The organism is Halomonas sp. SCS19 (genome assembly GCF_040147015.1).
Taxonomy (GTDB): domain Bacteria; phylum Pseudomonadota; class Gammaproteobacteria; order Pseudomonadales; family Halomonadaceae; genus Halomonas; species Halomonas litopenaei.
The window spans coordinates 3,192,303-3,211,349 of record NZ_JAMSHN010000001.1 but is presented as its reverse complement, the minus strand read 5'-3'; the positions used below and the strand labels follow the sequence as shown (position 1 = coordinate 3,211,349).

General features: G+C 65.3%; 15 protein-coding genes. 3 read left to right on the top strand and 12 right to left on the bottom strand.

All coding sequences use genetic code 11. The features are described 5' to 3' along the window. Positions 1–118: 118 nt before the first annotated feature. From NFH97_RS13995 to dctP, 3 genes are all read right to left on the bottom strand, one after another. Positions 119–508, bottom strand: coding sequence for a DUF4168 domain-containing protein (locus NFH97_RS13995; RefSeq protein ID WP_108132478.1), 390 nt, complete (start codon positions 506–508; stop codon positions 119–121). Positions 509–800: 292 nt separating this feature from the next. Beyond that, positions 801–2,996, bottom strand: coding sequence for a TRAP transporter large permease subunit (locus NFH97_RS13990; protein WP_108132477.1), 2,196 nt, complete (start codon positions 2,994–2,996; stop codon positions 801–803). Between the two features lie 93 nt (positions 2,997–3,089). Beyond that, positions 3,090–4,259 carry a TRAP transporter substrate-binding protein DctP gene (dctP, locus tag NFH97_RS13985; RefSeq protein WP_083970293.1) on the bottom strand — a complete coding sequence of 390 codons (1,170 nt, stop codon included), beginning with the start codon at positions 4,257–4,259 and terminating at the stop codon, positions 3,090–3,092. 674 nt (positions 4,260–4,933) lie between these two features. Here dctP and NFH97_RS13980 point away from each other — a divergent pair. Further along, positions 4,934–5,806: a DMT family transporter gene (locus NFH97_RS13980; RefSeq protein ID WP_108448279.1), complete on the top strand. Its 873-nt coding sequence runs from the start codon at positions 4,934–4,936 to the stop codon at positions 5,804–5,806. 16 nt (positions 5,807–5,822) lie between these two features. On the opposite strand, the gene NFH97_RS13975 is transcribed toward NFH97_RS13980, so the two are convergent. From NFH97_RS13975 to doeA, 8 genes are all read right to left on the bottom strand, one after another. After that, positions 5,823–6,635, bottom strand: a complete 813-nt coding sequence (locus tag NFH97_RS13975) for a DUF1206 domain-containing protein (RefSeq protein ID WP_108132476.1) — start codon at positions 6,633–6,635, stop codon at positions 5,823–5,825. Between the two features lie 61 nt (positions 6,636–6,696). Further along, on the bottom strand, positions 6,697–7,656 hold the full coding sequence (locus tag NFH97_RS13970) for a cyclodeaminase (RefSeq protein ID WP_287164182.1): 960 nt from the start codon (positions 7,654–7,656) through the stop codon (positions 6,697–6,699). A gap of 58 nt (positions 7,657–7,714) precedes the next feature. Beyond that, positions 7,715–8,749 (bottom strand): hydroxyectoine utilization dehydratase EutB, encoded by a 1,035-nt coding sequence (gene eutB, locus NFH97_RS13965; RefSeq protein ID WP_108132474.1) that lies wholly within the window; start codon positions 8,747–8,749, stop codon positions 7,715–7,717. A gap of 264 nt (positions 8,750–9,013) precedes the next feature. Then, the gene (locus NFH97_RS13960) at positions 9,014–10,423 is read right to left on the bottom strand and encodes an aminotransferase (RefSeq protein WP_045992026.1); all 1,410 of its coding nucleotides are present in this window, start codon (positions 10,421–10,423) and stop codon (positions 9,014–9,016) included. A 109-nt stretch (positions 10,424–10,532) separates the two neighbouring features. Continuing rightward, a complete protein-coding gene (locus tag NFH97_RS13955; protein ID WP_045992027.1) occupies positions 10,533–12,002 on the bottom strand; it encodes an NAD-dependent succinate-semialdehyde dehydrogenase in 1,470 nt (489 codons plus the stop codon). A gap of 246 nt (positions 12,003–12,248) precedes the next feature. Then, complete coding sequence (locus tag NFH97_RS13950; protein WP_045992028.1) at positions 12,249–12,734, bottom strand: Lrp/AsnC family transcriptional regulator; 486 nt, start codon at positions 12,732–12,734, stop codon at positions 12,249–12,251. Between the two features lie 114 nt (positions 12,735–12,848). Next, entirely contained in the window at positions 12,849–13,862 is a 1,014-nt protein-coding gene (gene doeB / locus NFH97_RS13945; RefSeq protein ID WP_108132473.1) for a N(2)-acetyl-L-2,4-diaminobutanoate deacetylase DoeB, read from the bottom strand. Between the two features lie 316 nt (positions 13,863–14,178). Next, complete coding sequence (gene doeA, locus NFH97_RS13940; RefSeq protein WP_108132472.1) at positions 14,179–15,378, bottom strand: ectoine hydrolase DoeA; 1,200 nt, start codon at positions 15,376–15,378, stop codon at positions 14,179–14,181. Between the two features lie 210 nt (positions 15,379–15,588). On the opposite strand from doeA, the gene ehuR reads away from it, so the two are divergent. Together ehuR and NFH97_RS13930 are read left to right on the top strand one after the other, a co-directional pair. Beyond that, on the top strand, positions 15,589–16,995 hold the full coding sequence (ehuR, locus tag NFH97_RS13935; protein WP_108132471.1) for a MocR-like ectoine utilization transcription factor EhuR: 1,407 nt from the start codon (positions 15,589–15,591) through the stop codon (positions 16,993–16,995). A gap of 31 nt (positions 16,996–17,026) precedes the next feature. Then, positions 17,027–17,971: a 2-hydroxyacid dehydrogenase gene (locus NFH97_RS13930; protein ID WP_349624972.1), complete on the top strand. Its 945-nt coding sequence runs from the start codon at positions 17,027–17,029 to the stop codon at positions 17,969–17,971. Between the two features lie 166 nt (positions 17,972–18,137). Here the strand turns inward: NFH97_RS13930 and yghU are convergent, their stop codons facing one another. Beyond that, positions 18,138–19,013 carry a glutathione-dependent disulfide-bond oxidoreductase gene (gene yghU / locus NFH97_RS13925; RefSeq protein ID WP_349624971.1) on the bottom strand — a complete coding sequence of 292 codons (876 nt, stop codon included), beginning with the start codon at positions 19,011–19,013 and terminating at the stop codon, positions 18,138–18,140. Positions 19,014–19,047: the final 34 nt, after the last annotated feature.

Genomic DNA, 19,047 nt, shown 5'->3' with positions numbered 1-19,047 from the left:
AATCCTCGCCCTGTGCAAACATCTTCAGCACTGCAAACAACAACGCCCGCCGACCTCGAGGGCGGCGGGCGTCGATCTAGGCGGCCAGTCTCTTTGACTGGCGAGTGTGGCGGTCAGCTCACGACTGCGCCATCTCCTGTACGCGCTTCATCATGTCCGGGTTCTGCTGGATAGCCTGACCGATAGCGTTGAAGGTCTCGACCTCGAGCCCGCTCTGCTGGACGGCTTCGACCATCTTCTGGTTGGCCTCGGTGCGCACATCCTGCTGGGCCTGCTGGCCTTCGGCTTCCTGCAACTGCTGGGTGTAGTCCTGGGAAATCGCGGCGATCTCCTTGGAAGCGTCGGCGAATTTCTCGAGCTGGGCATCAGAGAAATTCTGCGCCTGAGCGGCAGCCTCGACGTCAGCGTTGCCTGACGCCTGCGCGTTTGCTTCCTGGGCATGGGCGGTGGCGCTCATCAGACCAGCAGAAAGCAGGGCGGCGGTGATCAGGGCGGTGAATCGTTGCATGAAGTCCTCCAGGAGGTGGTTGAGAATTCGTCAATCGCTCGCACAGTGTGACGACGCAGTTGCATGAGGGTTCCCCACAATCGTGTTACGAAATGCAAGCCATTTTCGCCTCCGCGTCGCCGGTCGGCGACAACCGCCAGAGGCCACGGCAGGCCATGGGGATAAGCGTCATGATACGCCACGCAATTCTTCGGCGAAGCACCGAAAAAGGCGTGTTGCCTGCCACTGCTGAACATCTTGCAAAAACGCCTCCGGCCGAGTCGGCCGGAGGCGTTGTCATGACACCGCCCGACTAGCCGTAGGCCAGGTTGGGCAGCCAGGTGACCAGTGCCGGGAACATGATCACCAGCAGCAGGCCCAGCGCTTGCAGCGCAAGGAAGGGAAAGGACGAGCGGAAGATCTGGCCCATGGTGATATGCGGCGGACACACCCCCTTGATGTAGAACAGCGCATAGCCGAACGGCGGGCTGAGGAAGGACATCTGCATATTGACCAGGTAGATCACCCCGAACCACAGCGAGACGTCGGCGGGGTCCACCCCGGGCAGGCCAAATACCCCGGTGAAGTCCAGCCCCTTGATCAGCGGTACGAAGATCGGCACCGCCAGGAGCAGGATACCGACCCAGTCCAGGAACATCCCCAGCGCCACCAGCAGCACCATCATCAGCGCCAGCACCGCGTAGGGGCCAAGCCCTGCCCCGGCGATCAGCTCCTGCACGAAGGTCTGGCCGCCCTGCAGGATGTAGAAGCCGACGAAGATGCTGGCACCGAAGATGATCCACATGACCATGGCGGTCGCCACCAGGGTGGTCATGCAGGCGGCGTGCAGGTTGGGCCAGGTCAGCCGCTTGTGCATCGCCGCCACCACCAGCGCACCGAAGGTGCCGATACCCGCCGCTTCCACCGGGGTCGCCACCCCGGTGAAGATGATGCCGAGCACCAGCAACACCAGGGCGATAGGCGCCAGCATATTGCGCAGCAGGCGCAGCTTCTCGGCGGTGGAGACCCGGTCTTCCTCCGGCATCGGCGGCGCCACCTTGACGTTCAGGGTGCCCCTTAGCCAGCAGTAGAAGGCGTACATGCCGGCCAGCAACAGGCCAGGAATCAGCGAGCCCAGGTAGAGCTCGCCCACCGACTGCTGGGCGATGACGCCGTAGATGATGGCCAGGATGGACGGCGGGATGAGGATACCCAGGGTGCCCCCGGCCATGATCGATCCCAGCGCGATCTCAGGCTGGTAGTTGCGCTTGAGCATGGCCGGCAGCGCGATCAGGCCCATGGTCACCACCGCCGCGCCGATCACCCCGACCATGGCGGCCAGCAGCGTCGAGGCGATGATGGTAGCGATCGCCAGGCCCGCCTTGAGACCGCCCATCCACTTGTAGACCACATCGAACAGCTCTTCGATGATGCCGGCCTTCTCCAGTACCGAGGCCATGAAGATGAACAGCGGAATGGCCGAGAGCTGGTAGTTGGTCATCATCGGGAAGATGCGCGAAGGCATCAGGTTCAGCATGTGCTGATCGCCCACCAGGTAGAGGAACACCACCCCCAGACCGCCGGTAACGAAGGCCAGCGGTAGCCCCGCTACCAGCACCACCATCAGGGTGCCGAACATCAACAGGGTCAGCGCGCCGATACCCACCGTGGACAGCGAGTTCTCAAGGCTAAGCGCCAGGCTCTCGTAGTCGGTCAGGGCGATATTGACGATTTCGTGGATGGTGTAGGCGCCGAGGATCACCGCCAGCACCACCAGAATGCTGGCAAACACCGTCGATCCTTCGTGGTGCTCGCGGTGGTGACGATAGGCCTGGAGGTCCTTGATCAACTGCGCGATCCCCTGCAACAGCAGCAGCAAGGCACCGAAGAACAGCATGAACTTGACCGGGAAGTACTGCACCGCCCATTCGGTGAAGGACACCTCGTTGGCGTAGCTGTCACCGAACCACCAGACGTCGCTGACCGACTGCGAGAAGAAACGCCAGCCGGTGGTCAACAGCGCCAGGGTGAAGATGAAGAAGAAGATCGAGGTGACCAGGTCCAGCGCGGCCTTGTTGAGCGGCGCCGCCCGCTGGTAGAGGATATCGACGCGCACATGCCCGCCCTCGCGCAGCGCGAAGGCACCCGCCAGCAGGTACTGCATGCCGAACATCAGGGTCATCGACTCGTGAGCCCAGTTGGTCGGCGAGTTGAAAGCGTAGCGCAGCACCACCTCGTAGGTGAACACGAAGGGCGCGATCAGCGACCAGTAGGCCACGTAGCGCCCGGCAAAGCCGGAAATGCGGTCGATGCCGCGGGTCACCACATTGCCAGGCGCTGCGTAGGCCTGCTCGCTCGTCGCGACGGGAGTCTCGGCGGTATCGCCACCGCTCACCTCGCCACCCCGGCGGAAGCTTCGATCCACCAGCAGCATCACGATCAGCGGCAGTCCTGCCAGCACCGCCCAGTAGAGCCAGTGCGGCAGAACGAAATCAATCTGTAGATTCATTGACGCTCCTCCGCTGGTCGCCTGGCGTTTCGCCAGGCGACCACGGAATATTCATCGACGTCGACCGGGTCGCCCCGGTCGACACGTGCAGGCCTAGGCGTTGAGCTCGAAGTCCTTGATGTCCTCTTCGGTGATCAGTGCCACCGACGGATCGAGCATGGTGTTGAGGTGGGCACGGAACAGCTTGGCCGCGTCCGGATCCTTGTTGGCCCATTCGAACCACAGCGGAATCGCGGCGTCGCGGAAGCGGTCGGCGTCGTCCTCGGACAGGTGGATGATCTCGACGCCCTTCTCGCGGTACTTGGGCCAGGCCTCCGCGTTGGCCTTCTGGATGGCGGCGTAGTGCTCGCGGGAGTAGGCCGCGACCAGGTCATGCATCAGGTCCTTGGTCTGATCGGACATGCGCTCGTAGACCCGGCGATTGACCGCGATATCCATCAGGTCGACCGCCTGGTGCAGACAGGGAGTCGAGGGCGGGCCCATGATGATGTAGTCGGTCACCTGCCAGAAGCCCAGCTCGAAGTTGACCGCCGCACCGGTGTAGTCGGCGGCGTCGATGGTGCCCTTCTCCAGCGCCGGATAGACCTCGGAGCCCGGCAGCAGCGTGGTGCGCGCACCGATCTTGGCGAAGGTCTCGGCGACGATGCCGCCGGGCATGCGGATCTTCACCCCTTCGAAGTCATCGAAGCTTCTCAGCGGTACCTTGGAGTGGATCAGGTTGAGGTCGTGGTGGACGTAGCCCAGAAGCTCCTGACCCTGCTTGCGGTAGAGGTCCTTGGCGATGCCGAAACCGCCGTAGGCACCGAACATCATGTCCCACTGGTGGGGTACCGACAGCCCCATGGGATAGGCGGTGAGAAAGACCCCGGCGGGCATCTTGCCCGGCCAGTAGACGGTGAACCAGTTCTGGCCATCGAGCACGCCGTTGCGCACCGCGTCGGCTACCTCGAAGGCACCGGCCACGGCTCCGGCCGGGAACGGCTCGATGGTGACCTCGCCGCTGGTGGCCTCGGCGACGCCGGCGGCCCACTCCTCGAAGATGCGGTAGCCGGTGGTGCCGGGCTGCCAGGATGACTGCATGCGGATGCGGATGCCCTGCTGAGCCTGGACGTTGCCGACCCAGGGTGCCGCCACCGCGGCGGCGGAACCAACCGCAGCAGCCTTCAGAAAGCGGCGGCGGTCCGGGGTCGCGATGCGTTCGGACAGGGAGGCCGTTGGCGAGGCCGTATCAAGGTCTTGCTGGGGCTTGTCTAGCCGGGACATGGCATAACTCCTGGTGGATCGGTGCGGTCTCGATCTGCCGCACCCGGTGTGTTGTTGTTGTCGATCCATGGCATCGTCATGAGCGCTCGAGGCACTTTCGCCGCAAGCGAGGCCCGCCTGTTGCAAGCGATTTGCGTCGCTGCGCTCTTGAGCCGGGCGTTGCCCGTGCGCGTCCTTGCGAGGACCTCCTCGGGGCATGAACGGGACATCGCTTCGATGCAAGCGAGGCGTCCCCCTCCCGGGGTGTCATCGAAAAGAAAGCTAGCGAAAAGGCCCCAGGCGGCCAACGGCCCCATTCAACGCAACCTGTCTGCATTATTGGTCTGACCAGCGGCCATTTCGCCTATAAACTGCGCAAAAACAAGCATCGGCGTGGTCAGACCAATCTCACTCTCCCTCCACGACCTACGACCAAAGCACGAGAACAACGCTTGGCAATCCCCTCCTTGAGGGAGGCGGGATAGGGCATCATGATTGGGCGATCGCCCTGCCGATGACATGAACCACAAGGAAGTCCCCGCGATGCCACCCTCAGTGATCACCGCCCAGCCCCCGCTTGCCGCATCGTGTGTCGGGTGGCCGCTTGCCGCACCTTTTGTCGGGTGCCCGCTTACCGCACCTTGTGCGAGGTGCGCGTGAGCCGCCCCGCCCTGCCGTCCTGGCTGTTGCCGGCCATGCCGCTGGTGTTCGTGGTGCTGTGGAGCACCGGCTTCATCGGTGCCAAGTTCGGCCTGCCCTACGCCGAGCCCTTCACCTTCCTGAGCATTCGCTTCGCCGCCACCCTGGCGCTGCTGGTCCCCATCGTCTGGCTGACCCGCTCGGCCTGGCCGTCGAGTCCCCGTCTGTGGGGGCATGTGGCGGTGTCCGGCTGTCTGGTTCACGGCGGCTACCTGGGCGGCGTGTTCTACGCCATCAGCCTGGGCATGCCGGCGGGACTGGCGTCCCTGCTGGTGGGGTTGCAACCCTTGCTGACCGCTGCGCTGGCGGGCCCCCTGCTGGGCGAGCGGCTGTCTGCGCTGCAGTGGATGGGACTGGCCCTGGGGCTGGCCGGGGTCAGCCTGGTGCTGGGAGGCAAGATGGACCTGTCGGCGCTGTCCTTCGAAGGGTTTGGCTGGCCGGCGCTGGCCTGCACCCTGGTGGCGCTGGTGGGGATTTCGCTGGGGACGCTGTACCAGAAGCGCTATTGCAGCGGCATGCCGCTGCTCGGCGGCACCGTGGTGCAGTACCTCGGGGCGCTGGCCTTGCTTGGCGCCGGCAGCCTGCTGCTGGAAACCCGCGAGGTGGAGTGGTCGCTGACCTTTGTGCTGACGCTGGGCTGGCTGGTGCTGGTGCTGTCCATCGCCGCCATCATGCTGCTGATGATGCTGATCAAGCGTGGCGAGGCGTCCCGCGTCGCCAGCCTGTTCTACCTGGTGCCGCCGGTCACCGCGGTGGAGGCCTGGTGGCTGTTCGATGAAGGGCTGCCGCCGGTATCCCTGATCGGCATGGCGCTGGCCATTGCCGGCGTCGCCCTGACCGTGCGGGCCAAGAAGCCCCGGGCGTCCTGAACGGCCGCTGCAGGCGCTACACTTTCACCTTGCGAAAGCGGGCATTGATGACGCAGTAGGTACCGTAGTTCATCAGTCCACCGGCCACGGCGGCGAGCAGCCAGGGGCCGAAGGGCTGGGCGGCCAGGGTATCCAGGGTGCCGCCGAGCCCTTCGGCCTTGGCGGGATCGACCTGCCAGGCGGCCACCAGCAGGAAACTGCCGATCAGCGCGAACACCAGCCCCCTGGCGGCCAGCCCCCAGCGGCTGAGGCCCGAGGCCAGATCACGCTGGCGTTGGCTCATGTCCTGCTGACGCCAGCGATTGAGATAGCTGCGCGCCAGGGCGCGCCACGACTGACGCAGCCCCACGCCGATAAAGATCGCCCCCAGGATCGCCACCAGCCAGACGCCGCCGGGGTGCGACATCAGCATGGCGGTGCGCTCCTCAGCGCCGCCGGTGGTCTCCTGGGGATCGTCCAGCAGCTCAACACCATACCAGCCGAGACTTGCGTAGATACCACCGCTGATGACCAGCGCCAGGCGGGTACCCAGGGCCTTCCAGCTACGCCCCCGATGCTCGACATCGAACAGCCCCTGCAAGCCCCGCCAGGCGGCGTAGGCGTAGAGCCCCAGCACCAGGGCCCCCAGCATCAGGGTGCCGAAGGGCTGGCGAGCCAGGTGCGCCAGCGCCTCCTTGGTGCCGACGTTGTCGCCGCCAAGGCCCGCAGCGCCGAGTGCCGCCAGCACGCCGATCAGCAGGTACACCAGCCCCTTGGCGGTATAGCCCAGGCGGGCGATGATGACGATCAGTCGGCGCCGGTGGCGCAGCAGGCACTGCAGCGAGGGCATGGGGGCTCCTGTCGGGATTAGGGTCCCCCATCCTCCCCAAAAATGCCTGATTCGGCAAAGCCTATCGTGCCGAATCCTCAGCCGACAGACGCGTCAGGGCGAACCCGGCGATGGCCGTGTCCTGGACACCGGTACCGGTCAGGTCGCATACCGTGATGGTGGCGTCCGACAGCCGCAGACGCTCGCCGCGGGCAATGACCGCGCCCAGTTCGTGGACCTTGAAGGGCACCTCGCGACCGGCAAGGGCCTTGAGCTCGCCGTTGGACTCGCTCTGGGGCCGGGTATCGCAGACGAAGGCGTCCGCGCGGGTCAGCACGCTCTCGGCCAGTTCACGCTTGTCGGGACTGTCGGAGCCCATGGCGGTGACGTGGACGCCCTCCGGCAGGTCCGCCGCCTCGAGGATCGGCGTCTGCGACGGCGTCGTGGTGACGATGATGTCGGCCGCTCGGCAGGCCTCGCGCACGCTGTCGTGGACGGTGACCTCGAGACCCGCAGCGCGCATGCGGGTAGCGTATTCCTCGGCGGCCTGGGGCCTTCGCGCCCAGACGTCGATGGCGGTGATGTCGCGCACCAGCCGCAGCGCCTCGACCTGCTTGACCGCCTGCTCGCCGGCCCCCAGCACCGCGACCCGGCGGCTGTTCTCCCGCGACAGGTGCTTGGCGGCGATGGCGCCGGCCAGGGCGGTACGTACCATGGTCAGGTAGCCCTCGTCGAACAGCACCGCATCGACGAGCCCGGTGCGCGCGGAGAACACCATCATCAGCCCGTTGAGGCTTGGCAGCCCCAGCTTGGGGTTGTCGAAGAAGCCGGGGCTGACCTTGATGGCGAAGCGCTCGTTGCCACGAATATGGGCGGTCTTGACGTCGACCTCTCCGTTGGCCTCCTCGATGGCCATGGACAGGATCGGCGGTTGCACCACCTCGCCACGCCCCAGGGCGGCGAAACCGGCTTCCACCGCCGCCAGCGCGTCCTGGTCGATGGCGACCGCCTGGCTGATCTGCTCACGCTTGTAGAGTTGCATCCTTGGCTCCTGATCGGGTTGTTGCTGGGCTTGTCTGTCGGTTGGTGGCCTTGACGGTCTATCGCTGGCCTTGACTGGCGCAATCCGCCGCCAGGCGGCGCGCCTGATCGAGGGTATCCAGTGACACCCCGTTGCCGGAAAGCACCAGCACGACCCGCTCCCCCTTGACCTCGAGGTGGCCCTCGGCCAGTGCCGCCAGTCCCACGGCGGCGGCGCCTTCGACCAGCAATTTCTCGCTTTCGAGCATGTCCACCATGGCCTGGGCGATGGCGCCTTCCGACACCTGACAGTGGTCGTCCATCACCGCTTCGACCAGCGCCAGGGTGCAGCGGTTGTCGAGGCCGATGCCGCCGCCCAGCGAGTCGCCCAGGCTCTCGACCTCTTCCACCGCCACCGGCTTGCCGGCCTTGAGGCTCTCGCACATGGCCGCCCCCGCCGACAGACTGACCCCGCTGATTCTGGCCTGGGGTCGAACGCCCTTCAGCGCGGCGCCGATGCCGCCGAGCAGACCACCGCCGGACAGCCCGACGATGACCCGATCGACCCGCGGCAGGTCCTCGAGGATCTCGATGCCGATGGTGCCCTGCCCCGCCGCGATCAGCGGATCATCGAAGGGGGGAATCAGCGTCATGCCCTCTTCCTGCACCAGCCTTGCCACCTCCTCGAAGGCCTCGTCCTGGCTGGCGCCGACGCGACGCACCTCGGCACCGAGCGCCTCGATGGCAGCGACCTTGTTGGCCGGCACCAGCCGCGACAGGCAGATCACCGCCGGCACCCCCAGGCTGGAGGCGGCGTAGGCCACGGCGCGGCCATGATTGCCGGTGGACGCGGTGGTGACGCCCTGGGCCAGGGCCTCGCGTCCATGGCGCTCGATCAGTGCGGCGATCATGTTGGTGGCACCGCGCAGCTTGAAGGCGCCGGTGGGCTGCAGCGTCTCGAGCTTGAGATAGACCTCGGCGTCGAAGCGTTCGGACAGGGCCCGCGACAGCACCAGTGGCGTGCGCGTTACCTGACCGGCGATGCGTCCCCGGGCCTTGAATATCTCGTCCAGGGTCACGCCGTGACTCGGGCAAGGGGGTGAATCCACCTTCATGACCTTCTCCTTGAACTCATATCGTGAAGACCGGTTGCCAATGCCGGGAGGGCAGGCCCTGTCGGCGGTTCGGCGCTCGCCTACCTGTTCCGCGCTCGCCTATCTGTTCCGCGCTCGCCTACCTGAATGAAAACCGACAGGGGCCGCCTCCTTCAAGGAAGCGGCCCCTTTTGCACCTGCCAAGGTGCGGGCGTCAGGCCAGACACCGGCCTGGGCTTGGACCAACCATCGGACCAGGCATCAGGCCAATCATCGGACCAGGCATCAGGCCGTCTGCAGTACGCCTTCCTTGACCAGCTCGTCGGTGACCTTGTTCACCGCACGCTCGGCGCGGGCAACGATCTCGTCGACCTCGTCACGGGTGGTGACCAGCGGCGGCGCGAAGCCGAGGATGTCCCCCTGGGGCATCGCCCGGGCGATCAGGTTCTGCTCCAGCGCAGCGGCGGCGATGCGTGCACCGACCTTGTGGCTGGGATCGAAGGGACGGCGAGTCTCCGGGTCCACGGCGAATTCCAGCGCCGCCAGCATGCCGACGCCGCGGGTCTCGCCGACGATCGGGTGATCGCCGAAGGCGGCCTGCATGCGGCTCTGCAGATAGGCGCCGGTATCACGGGCGTTGCCGGTCAGGTCCTCGCGCTCGATGATCGCCAGGTTGGCAAGGGCAGCGGCGCAGCCCAGGGCGTGACCGGAGTAGGTCCAGCCGTGGCCGATCGGGCCAAGCTCGCTGGTGCCCTGCTCCAGCACCTGCCACACGCGATCGCCGACGATCACTCCGGACAGCGGCTGGTAGGCGCTGGTCAGGCCCTTGGCGATGGTGATCAGGTCGGGCTTGATGCCGTAGGCATGGCTGCCGAAGTCGGCGCCGATACGGCCGAAACCACACACCACCTCGTCGGCGATCAGCAGGATGTCGTACTTGTTCAGTACCGCCTGGATCGCCTCCCAGTAGCCTTCCGGCGGCGGCACGATACCACCGGTGCCGAGCACCGGCTCACCGATGAAGGCCGCCACGGTGTCCGGGCCCTCGGCCAGGATCATCTCTTCGAGCTTGGCCGCACAGTGGGCGGAGAACTCGCGCTCGCTCATGTTTTCCTGCTCGGCGCTGCGCTGGTAGTAGTGCGGTGCTTCGGTGTGCAGGATGCCGGCCATGGGCAGGTCGAACTGGTCGTGGAAGGCCTTGAGCCCGGTCAGCGAGCCGGTGGCGAGACCGGAACCGTGATAGCCGCGCTGACGCGAGATGACCTTCTTCTTCTGCGGACGGCCAAGCACGTTGTTGTAGTAGCGCACCAGCTTGAGCTGGGTCTCGTTGGCATCGCTGCCGCCGAGGCCGTAGTAGACCTTGGACATGCCGGGGCCGGCGAGCTTGAGGATCTGCTCGGACAGGGCGATCTGCGGCTCGTTGGAGTGACCCACGTAGGTGTGGTAGTAGGACATCTCCAGCGCCTGCTGGTAGATGGCCTCGGCCACCTCGGTACGGCCGTAGCCGATGTTGACGCAGTACAGCCCGGCAAAACCGTCGATGAACTCGCGACCGTCCTTGTCGACGATGTTGATGCCCTTGCCGCCGGTGATCACGCGACCCGGTGCGTCGCCATGGGCGAAGTCACGCAGGTGGGTGGAGGCGTGGAAGGTTACCTTGCGGTCGCGGTCGATCAGGTCCTGATGGGTGCTCATCTCGTTTCCTTTTTTTCCTTGGACCGCCCTCGCCGGGAGGGCGGCGTCATCTGTTCATCGAAAGGTGGCCGGCCCGCTGTCAGGCCGGCGATCACTGCCGCTCAGGGCATCAGCTGCCGGAGACGGAGCCCAGGGCGCCGAGGCAGTAGTACTTGGTTTCCAGATACTCGTCGATGCCGGTCGCGCCGCCTTCGCGGCCAAGGCCGGACTGCTTGACGCCGCCGAAGGGCACCGGCGGGCCGGTCATCTTCACCGAGTTGACCGATACCATGCCGAACTCCAGCGCCCGCAACAGCTTCCAGATGCGGCGGATATCGTGGGTGTAGACGTAGGCGGCAAGACCATACTCGGTGTCGTTGGCCAGGGCGATCACCTCGTCGTCATCGCGATAGGCGGTGACACCGGCCACCGGCGCGAAGCACTCCTGACGCCACACCTGCATGTCCTGGGTCACCCCGGTCAGCAGCACCGGCATGAAGAAGTTCTCGCCCGGCGCCTGGGACTGGTCCCCGGCCACCAGGGTGGCACCCTTCGACAGGGCGTCATCCACCGTGGCGCGGGCATTTTCCACCGCCCGGCGGTGAATCAGCGGGCCGAGATCGACTTCACTTTCCATGCCGTTGCCCACGGTCAGCGCGGCCATGCGCTCGGTGAAATGCTCGATAAAGGCGTCGTGGATCGACTCGTGGACCAGGATGCGGTTGGCCGCCAGGCAGTCCTGACCGGCGGTCTGGAACTTGGCCGCCACCGCGGCCAGGGCCGCTTCCTTGGGGTCCATGTCGGGGCCGATGATAAAGGGCGCATTGCCGCCAAGCTCCATGGACACACGCTTGACCGTGGGCGCCGACTGTTCGAGCAGCAGGCGGCCGACCCGGGTCGAGCCGGTGAAGGATACCGCCTTGACGCGATCCTCGGCACACAAAAGCGAGGACACCTGGGCGGCGTCGCCCAGCACCACATTGAAGATGCCCGCCGGAATACCGGCACGCTCGGCCAGCTCCGCCAGCGCCAGCGCCGAGAACGGGGTCTCGTTGGCCGGCTTGACGATCACCGGACAGCCAGCGGCCATGGCGGCGGCGGCCTTGCGGGTGATCATCGCCAGCGGGAAGTTCCACGGCGTGATCAGAAGCGCAATGCCCACCGGCTCCTTGATGGTGCCCAGCGCCGCATTGGGGATGTGGCTGGGGATGGTCTCGCCGTAGGTACGCTTGCCTTCCTCGGCGAACCAGCGCACGAAGCTGGCGCCGTACTCGACCTCGCCACGGGCGTCGGGCATCGGCTTGCCCTGCTCCAGCGTCATGATGGTGGCCAGATCCTCGCGATGGGCCTGCAGCAGGTCGTACCAGGCCAGCAGCCGCTCGCAACGCTCGTCGGCGCGCAGCGCCCGCCACTGGGCAAAGGCCTCGTCGGCGACGTCGACACTGGCGCGGATCTGCTCGGGCTCGAGCAGCGGGATATGGCCGATCACCTCGCCATTGGCGGGGTTGATCACCGCTTCCTCGCGGCCTTCGTCACCGTGGGTCCACTTGCCGCCGATGTAGGCGTACTGACGGAACAGGCGCGGATCGCTGAGTTTCATGACACTACCTCCCCAAGTGTGTCCCGCCGCAAGGTCAGGGGGTGCGGAACACGAAAACGACGTCATGGCCAGCGCCATGTACTGCCGTCATGGTAAGGGAGAAGCCAGGGTCGGACTTTTTGAAGCGCCCGTCTGTCGATGGCGTTTTTTTTGTCCAGAACCGTGAAAACGCGGTTTTTTCTGCAACGCCTGTTTTAGCAAAAACCTGCAAGCCGACAAGAACTTCCGGGCCTGTGCCGATGGCGCTCAGAGCGCCCCGTTGGCCAGCTCGTCGATATCGACTCCCTCGCGAGGAGCCTTGACCGTCTTGGTGACGATATAGGTGAAGTAACGCTCGATGCCGACATCCGAGGTCAGCCAGTCGTCGATCAAGCGCTGGTAGGCGTCGATGGTCTCGGACTCGACCTTGATCAGATAGTCGACTCCGCCGCCCACCGCCACGCACTCGGTGACCGCGTCGGTGGCATGCACCAGCGACTCGAAACGCTGGAAGCTTTCGGCATTGTGGGCCTTGAGTTCGATCTGAACCCACACCGGGGTACGCCGGACCAGGGCGCTTGCGTTGATCCGGGCGCAGTAGCCTTCGATGATGCCGGCCTTCTCGAGGCGGCGGACGCGCTCCCAGCAGGGGCTCACCGACAGGTTGATGGCCTCGGCCAGGCGGGACTTGGTGATGCGGCCGTCGCGGGACAGGATGGAGAGGATCTTGAGGTCGTAGCGGTCGAGTTTCATGGCCGGGCTTGTGTGGTTGAACGGGACCGCCCCGCGAGAGGCTCTCGGCGGGGCGCTGATGACGAGAAACGGCGGGCGGGCTCGGGCAAGACGGTATCCCGAGCCCTGGCCCGTTCAGTCGCCCAGGGTCTCGACCACCTCGGCGATGACGGCGATGGTGTCGCCCATGTTCACCTGGGCGGGGAAGCGTCGAGCCGCCAGGATACCATCACGCTCGGCACGGTACTCGATCGGCTCGGCGCCGCTGCGGGTCATGTCGTAGACCCGGGCGATCACGTCGCCCTTGGCAATACTGTCGCCGAGGGCGTGGGTCAACTCCAGAAGCCCGGTGTGCTCGCTTTGCACATAGCAGCTGGCATCCGGCATATCGAGATAGACCTGGGTCTCGGGCATGGCCACCTCGCCGTCCTTGAGCCCGAAATGGATCAGCACATTGTCGATGCCGCGCTCGGTGATGGCCAGGCTCTCCGGCGTGGAGGTGCCGCCGCCCCCGAGTTCGGTGGCGATGAAGATCTTGCCCTGGTTCTCCACCACGGTATCGAACAGCGCCGCGGCGTCCAGCTCGAACATCATCATCGCATAGGGCGCGCCGAAGGCCTTGGCCCCTTCCAGCGCCTGACGCTGCTGTTCGGGGTTGTCGAGCACGTGGGAGGCACCGAAGGGAATGATGTCCAGGGTGCGGCCGCCGGAGTGCAGGTCCAGCACCACGTCGGCCATGGGCACCATCTCCCGGGTGAAGTAGTCGGCGATCTTCTCGGTCACGCTGCCGTCCGGGTCACCGGGGAAGCTGCGGTTCAGGTTGCCACCGTCCATCGGCGAGGTGCGACGGCCGACCTGGGCCGCCGGGGTGTTCATCATCGGTACGATGATCACCCGTCCCTTGACGTCTTCGGCCTTGAGCGAGGTCGAGAGCTTTTGCAGCGCGGTGATGCCCTCGTACTCGTCGCCGTGATTGCCACCGGTCAGCAGGGCGGTGGGGCCTTCGCCGTTGGCGATCACGGTCACCGGGATCATCACCGCGCCCCAGGCGGACTCGTCGTTGGAAATGGGCAGTTTCAGAAAGCCGTGCTGCACACCCTGGGCGTCGAAGTCGACGGTGGCGGAGATGGGGCTCTTGCGCTTGCTCATGGTGACTCCAGAAACAGGGACAACGGTCAGATTGGATTGTAGTGGTGATGGGCGACGTCGGTCGCCGAGGGCCGATCACAGAAGGCTAGGGCTTGTCTGAAAAGTGCCTGCGCTCGGTAATACGGCGTTAAAAATCGGATCAAAATGCTCATTTACACCCCGTAAACTGCGCTTTCTCACCGATTTTTGCCTTGTCTAACCTTCGCTCGTCGACTTTTCGGACAGCGCCTAATCAACAGGGCCGATCACACCGGGCCGATCACAGAGGGCTAGTCAACAGGGCCTGATCGACAAGCCCTGCTCAGCCGCCCCCGGCCTACTTGACGAACAGCTGTCGCGGAAACTCCGCCAGCGGCTCGGCGCCATTTTCGGTGATCAGGATGCTCTCGGTGATCTCGAGCCCCCAGTCGTCCATCCACATTCCGGGCATGAAGTGGAAGGTCATGCCGGGTTGCAGGATGGTCTCGTCAGACGGACGCAGACTCATGGTGCGCTCGCCCCAGTCCGGCGGGTAGCTGATGCCGATGGGATAACCACAGCGCGCGCCGCCTCGGTCGAAGCCGTACTTGTCCATGGCCGCGCCGAGCGCCAGGGCGATGTCCGCGGTCCGGTTGCCCGGCTTGGCCACGGCCAGGCCTTTCTCGATGCCTTCGAGCAGCGCCGACTCGCCACGCACGAAGTCTCGCGGCGGCTTGCCGAGAAACACCGTGCGCGACAACGGGCAGTGGTAGCGCTTGTAGCAGCCGGCGATCTCGAAGAAGGTGCCCTCGCCTTCGCGAAACGGCGTGTCGTCCCAGGTCAGGTGGGGGGCAGCCGCGTCGCTGCCGGTGGGCAGCAGCGGCACGATGGCGGGATAGTCGCCACCGTAGACGCGCCCTTCGCTGTCGGTCCAGCCCTCGATGCCGACCCGATAGATCTCGGAGACCAGCTTGGACTTGGCCAGGCCCGGTTCGATCATCTCGAGGATGCGCGAGTGCATGCCCTCGACGATACGCGCGGCGATGCGCATGTACTCGATTTCACGCGGTGACTTGATCGCCCGACACCAGTTGACCAGCGCGTTGGCATCCTGGAAGCGCGCGTGGGGCATCTCCTTGATCAGGCTCTGGTAGGCCTTGGCGGAGAAGTAGTAGTTGTCCATCTCCATGCCCACGACGCCTTCGCACCAGCCGCGATCCGGCATGATCGACTGTGCCAGATACTCCATCGGATGCATCTCGGGATTCTGGACATAGTAGTCGGGGTAGTAGGTGATATTGTCAGGGTCCATCCAGCAGGTACGCAGGGCACCATTGCTGTCCTGACGTCGTCCGTACCACACGGGCTCGCCTTCGAGCCCCACCAGTACGCACTGATGGACATAGAATGACCAGCCGTCATAGCCGGTCAGCCAGGCCATATTGGAGGGATCGCTGACAATCAGCACATCGATGCCTCGCATGGCCATCTCGGCACGCACCTTTTGCAGGCGCTGAGCGTATTCCTCACGAGTGAACGGCAGGGATACCTGAATCATGAAACCACTCGCCACACAGTGTCATCACCGAAAAACCGGACTCATTGGAGTCCGGCGCGCCCTTGAAGCGACATTGCATCCCCTGTAGCGTGCTGACAGGTCACAATTGTCATGAGAAGCTCTTAACAGCGTCATGACAATGACTGATCAATGCCGTCTTGCTGATACTAGCACTACGAATAAGCTACCGGTCAAAGGCTTTATTGGATCATGACAATTGACCTGCTGCCATATCTGGATGATAGCCAACCCAAGTATCTTGCGATTGCGCGGGCACTTTCTCGCGCGATCCGTTCCGGTGAGCTTACGCCAGGCACCCGACTGCCGCCCCATCGACAGTTGGCGGAGCACATAGGCGTCAGCGTCCAGACGGTGTCACGAGCCTATTCACAGGCAGAAAAGATGGGCCTGGTGCAGGCCAGGGTCGGCAGCGGCACCTGGATCAACGCTCTCGATGACAACCGCGAATCCGCCTACCTGAGGGCCGGCGAGCCGCGAACCGAACAGGCGGTGATCGACCTGTCGATCGCCCATCCGGTCTGTCCCCCAAGCCATGACCAGCACTTTCGCGATGCCCTGAGAACGCTGGCCGACAGCGCACATCCCGACGTCTTCACGGCCTGCCGGCCGATCGCCGGCCTGCCCCATCAGCGCGAACGCGCCAGCTGGTGGCTGAACGAGCGCCTGGGCATGCCCGGTGAAGCGGACGACCGCATCCTGACCAACGGTGGCGCCCACGGCATCATGCTGGCGATTTCCAGCGTGGTACAGCACGGCGACCTGGTCCTGACCGAGGCACTGACCGACCATGGCCTGATCGCCCTGTCTCGTACCCTGGGCTTCCAGCTGCGTGGCGTCACCATCGATAGCCAGGGCATCGTACCCGACGCCCTCGACGCCGCCTGTCATCGCTTCAAACCGCGCGCCGTGTGCCTTACCTCGTGCCAGCTCAATCCCACCGGGGCCACCCTGGACGAGACGCGCCGCGACGAGATCGCCGCCATTCTGGAGCGCCACGGGGTGTGGCTGATCGAGGATGACGTCCACACCCTGCTCGAGCCCGAGCCGCTGATGCCGATCAGCGCGCGCATCCCTTCCCATGCGTTCCACGTCACCAGTCTGACCAAGGCCACCCTGCCCGGGCTTCGCGCCGGCTATCTGACGGTGCCACGCAGTCAGCTGCACCACACCCTGCCCCGCCTGCGGGCGACCTCCTGGATGGCCACACCGCTGTGCTTCGAGGTCGCCAATCTATGGCTGGAGGACGGCACTATCGAGCGCATGGCTCAGCAGCAACGCGAACTGCTGGCAGAGCGCCAGCAGCTCGCCGCACGCATCCTGCACAGCCATGGCAGGGCCTCCCGCCCCACCAGCCTGCACGTCTGGCTGTCGCTGCCGGGTAGCTGGCGGGCCGAGGAACTCCAGCAGCTGGCCGAACAGGAAGGGGTGGCCATCACCACCGCGACCCCCTTCATGGTCGAACAGAGTCCGGCGCCACGCCGAGTGCGCCTGAGCCTCGGCGCGGAGCCCGAGATCGAACGTCTCGAGGACGGCCTCAAGCGCCTTGCCAGCCTGCTGGATGACGCTCCGCCGCCCATGATGCAGATTGTCTACTGAACCCCATTCATTCGACCGGAGCGGAATTGTCATGAAGGTGATCGTACACACCGACCAGGCCGACCAGTGGCAGCAGGCGCTAAGCGAGCGGCTGCCCCAGGCCACCATCTGGAAGAGTCAGGAGGCCGACCGCGAACAGCGCGCCCAGGCGGACTTTCTGGCGGCCTGGAAGCCAGACGAGACGCTGCTGCGGGAGTGCACCGGACTCAAGGGCATCGTCAACCTGGGGGCCGGCGTCGACGCCCTGCTCGGCAACCCGGCCCTGCCTCGCGACGTTCCCATCGTCAAGTTGCGTGACGCCGGCATGGCCGAGCTGATCGCCGATTACGTGCGTTACGGTCTTTTCCACTTCCAGCGCGACTTCGACCGCTACGCTCGCCAGCAGCAGCAGTGCGAGTGGCGTGAGCACGAGGTGATCGACAAGCCGGACTGGCCGGTGGGCGTGCTCGGCCTCGGCGCCATCGGCGCCAAGGTGGCCCGGGCCATCGCCGCCGATGGCTTCCCGGTGCTCGGCTGGAGTCGCTCGCACAAGGACATCGACGGCATCGAATGTCTGAGCGGTGACGAAGGGCTCAACCGGCTGCTGTCGCGGGTGAAGACCCTGGTGCTGCTGCTGCCCGATACCTCCTCGACCCGCCACATCATCAACGCCGAGACACTCGGCAAGATGCGCGAGGGAGCCAGCCTGATCAACCCTGGGCGCGGCACCCTGATCGACGAGGATGCCCTGCTCACAGCGCTGGGCGACAAGGACCAGCGCCAGGAAGGCCGCCTCCGGGGCGCGCTGCTCGATGCCTTCCCGACAGAGCCGCTGCCGGAATCCAGCCCGCTGTGGCGCCACCCGCGGGTCGTCGTCACCCCTCACATGGCGGGACCGACACCGTTGAGCGAAGCGCTCGATCAGGTCGCCGCAAGCCTCGACGCCCTGGACAAGGGCGAGGACATCGAGACCGTCGACCCCGACGCGGGCTACTGACCCAGGAGCCGGCAAGTGCCAGCGAGGGCCGGTAAGGAACGAGGCGGCGATCGTCTCGCGTTCCAGGCCCGCCCCCGGATCAAGCCCCAGATTGATTCACAAAAAAAGGGCGCCTCCTCGGAGGCGCCCTTGTCGGTGCTGAAACGACAGATTGTCGTTCAAAGGATCAAGCGTCGTCGCCGATCTTGTCCTGGGTACGCAGTTCGAAATCGCTGGCGTTGTGACGCTCATGGAGCTGCTCTTCGGGCTCACCGAAGGTGCGGTTGACCATGCGTCCACGCTGTACCGCCGGGCGCGCATCGATGGCCTTGGCCCAGCGCTGGACGTGCTCGTACTCGTGCACGGACAGGAACTCCGCCGCGTCGTACAGACGCCCCAGAGCAAGCTGACCGTACCAGGCGAAGGTCGCCATGTCGGCGATGCTGTACTCGTCACCGGCCAGGTACTCGTGCTCGGCCAGATGACGGTCGAGCACGTCGAGCTGGCGCTTGGTCTCCATGGTGAAGCGGTTGATCGGGTACTCGTACTTTTCCGGCGCGTAGGCGTAGAAGTGGCCAAAACCACCGCCCAGGTAGGGAGCCGAGCCCATCTGCCAGAACAGCCAGCTCATCGCTTCGGTACGCGCCTTGTGCTCGGTCGGCAGGAAGGCGCCGAACTTTTCGGCCAGGTAGAGCAGGATCGAACCCGACTCGAAGACCCGGGTCGGCGGCGTGGTGGTGTGGTCCACCAGGGCCGGAATCTTGGAGTTGGGGTTGATCTCGACGAAGCCGCTGGAGAACTGGTCGCCCTCGCCGATACGGATCAGCCAGGCGTCGTACTCGGCCTGATCGTGGCCCTGCGCCAGCAGTTCCTCGAGCAGGATATTGACCTTGACCCCGTTGGGCGTGGCCAGGGAGTAGAGCTGTAGCGGATGCTTGCCCACCGGCAGCGCCTTGTCGTGGGTCGCACCGGCGATGGGACGGTTGATGCTGGCGAAATGGCCGCCACTCTCACCTTCCCACTTCCAGACCTTCGGCGGCTGATACTCGGCATCGTTGCTCATGATGTTCCTTCTCGTTGAGTGGGGCACCACCCGG

Coding starts and splice junctions, on each gene's coding strand:
- doeA (WP_108132472.1), bottom strand. CDS start 15,378: ATGATTCAGGTATCCCTGCCGTTCACTCGTGAGGAATACGCTCAGCGC.
- NFH97_RS13975 (WP_108132476.1), bottom strand. CDS start 6,635: ATGCCCTCGCTGCAGTGCCTGCTGCGCCACCGGCGCCGACTGATCGTC.
- dctP (WP_083970293.1), bottom strand. CDS start 4,259: ATGTCCCGGCTAGACAAGCCCCAGCAAGACCTTGATACGGCCTCGCCA.
- NFH97_RS13950 (WP_045992028.1), bottom strand. CDS start 12,734: ATGAAACTCGACCGCTACGACCTCAAGATCCTCTCCATCCTGTCCCGC.
- eutB (WP_108132474.1), bottom strand. CDS start 8,749: ATGAAGGTGGATTCACCCCCTTGCCCGAGTCACGGCGTGACCCTGGAC.
- NFH97_RS13960 (WP_045992026.1), bottom strand. CDS start 10,423: ATGAGCACCCATCAGGACCTGATCGACCGCGACCGCAAGGTAACCTTC.
- NFH97_RS13970 (WP_287164182.1), bottom strand. CDS start 7,656: ATGCAACTCTACAAGCGTGAGCAGATCAGCCAGGCGGTCGCCATCGAC.
- NFH97_RS13955 (WP_045992027.1), bottom strand. CDS start 12,002: ATGAAACTCAGCGATCCGCGCCTGTTCCGTCAGTACGCCTACATCGGC.
- NFH97_RS13930 (WP_349624972.1), top strand. CDS start 17,027: ATGAAGGTGATCGTACACACCGACCAGGCCGACCAGTGGCAGCAGGCG.
- ehuR (WP_108132471.1), top strand. CDS start 15,589: ATGACAATTGACCTGCTGCCATATCTGGATGATAGCCAACCCAAGTAT.
- doeB (WP_108132473.1), bottom strand. CDS start 13,862: ATGAGCAAGCGCAAGAGCCCCATCTCCGCCACCGTCGACTTCGACGCC.
- NFH97_RS13995 (WP_108132478.1), bottom strand. CDS start 508: ATGCAACGATTCACCGCCCTGATCACCGCCGCCCTGCTTTCTGCTGGT.
- NFH97_RS13980 (WP_108448279.1), top strand. CDS start 4,934: ATGCCGCTGGTGTTCGTGGTGCTGTGGAGCACCGGCTTCATCGGTGCC.
- yghU (WP_349624971.1), bottom strand. CDS start 19,013: ATGAGCAACGATGCCGAGTATCAGCCGCCGAAGGTCTGGAAGTGGGAA.
- NFH97_RS13990 (WP_108132477.1), bottom strand. CDS start 2,996: ATGAATCTACAGATTGATTTCGTTCTGCCGCACTGGCTCTACTGGGCG.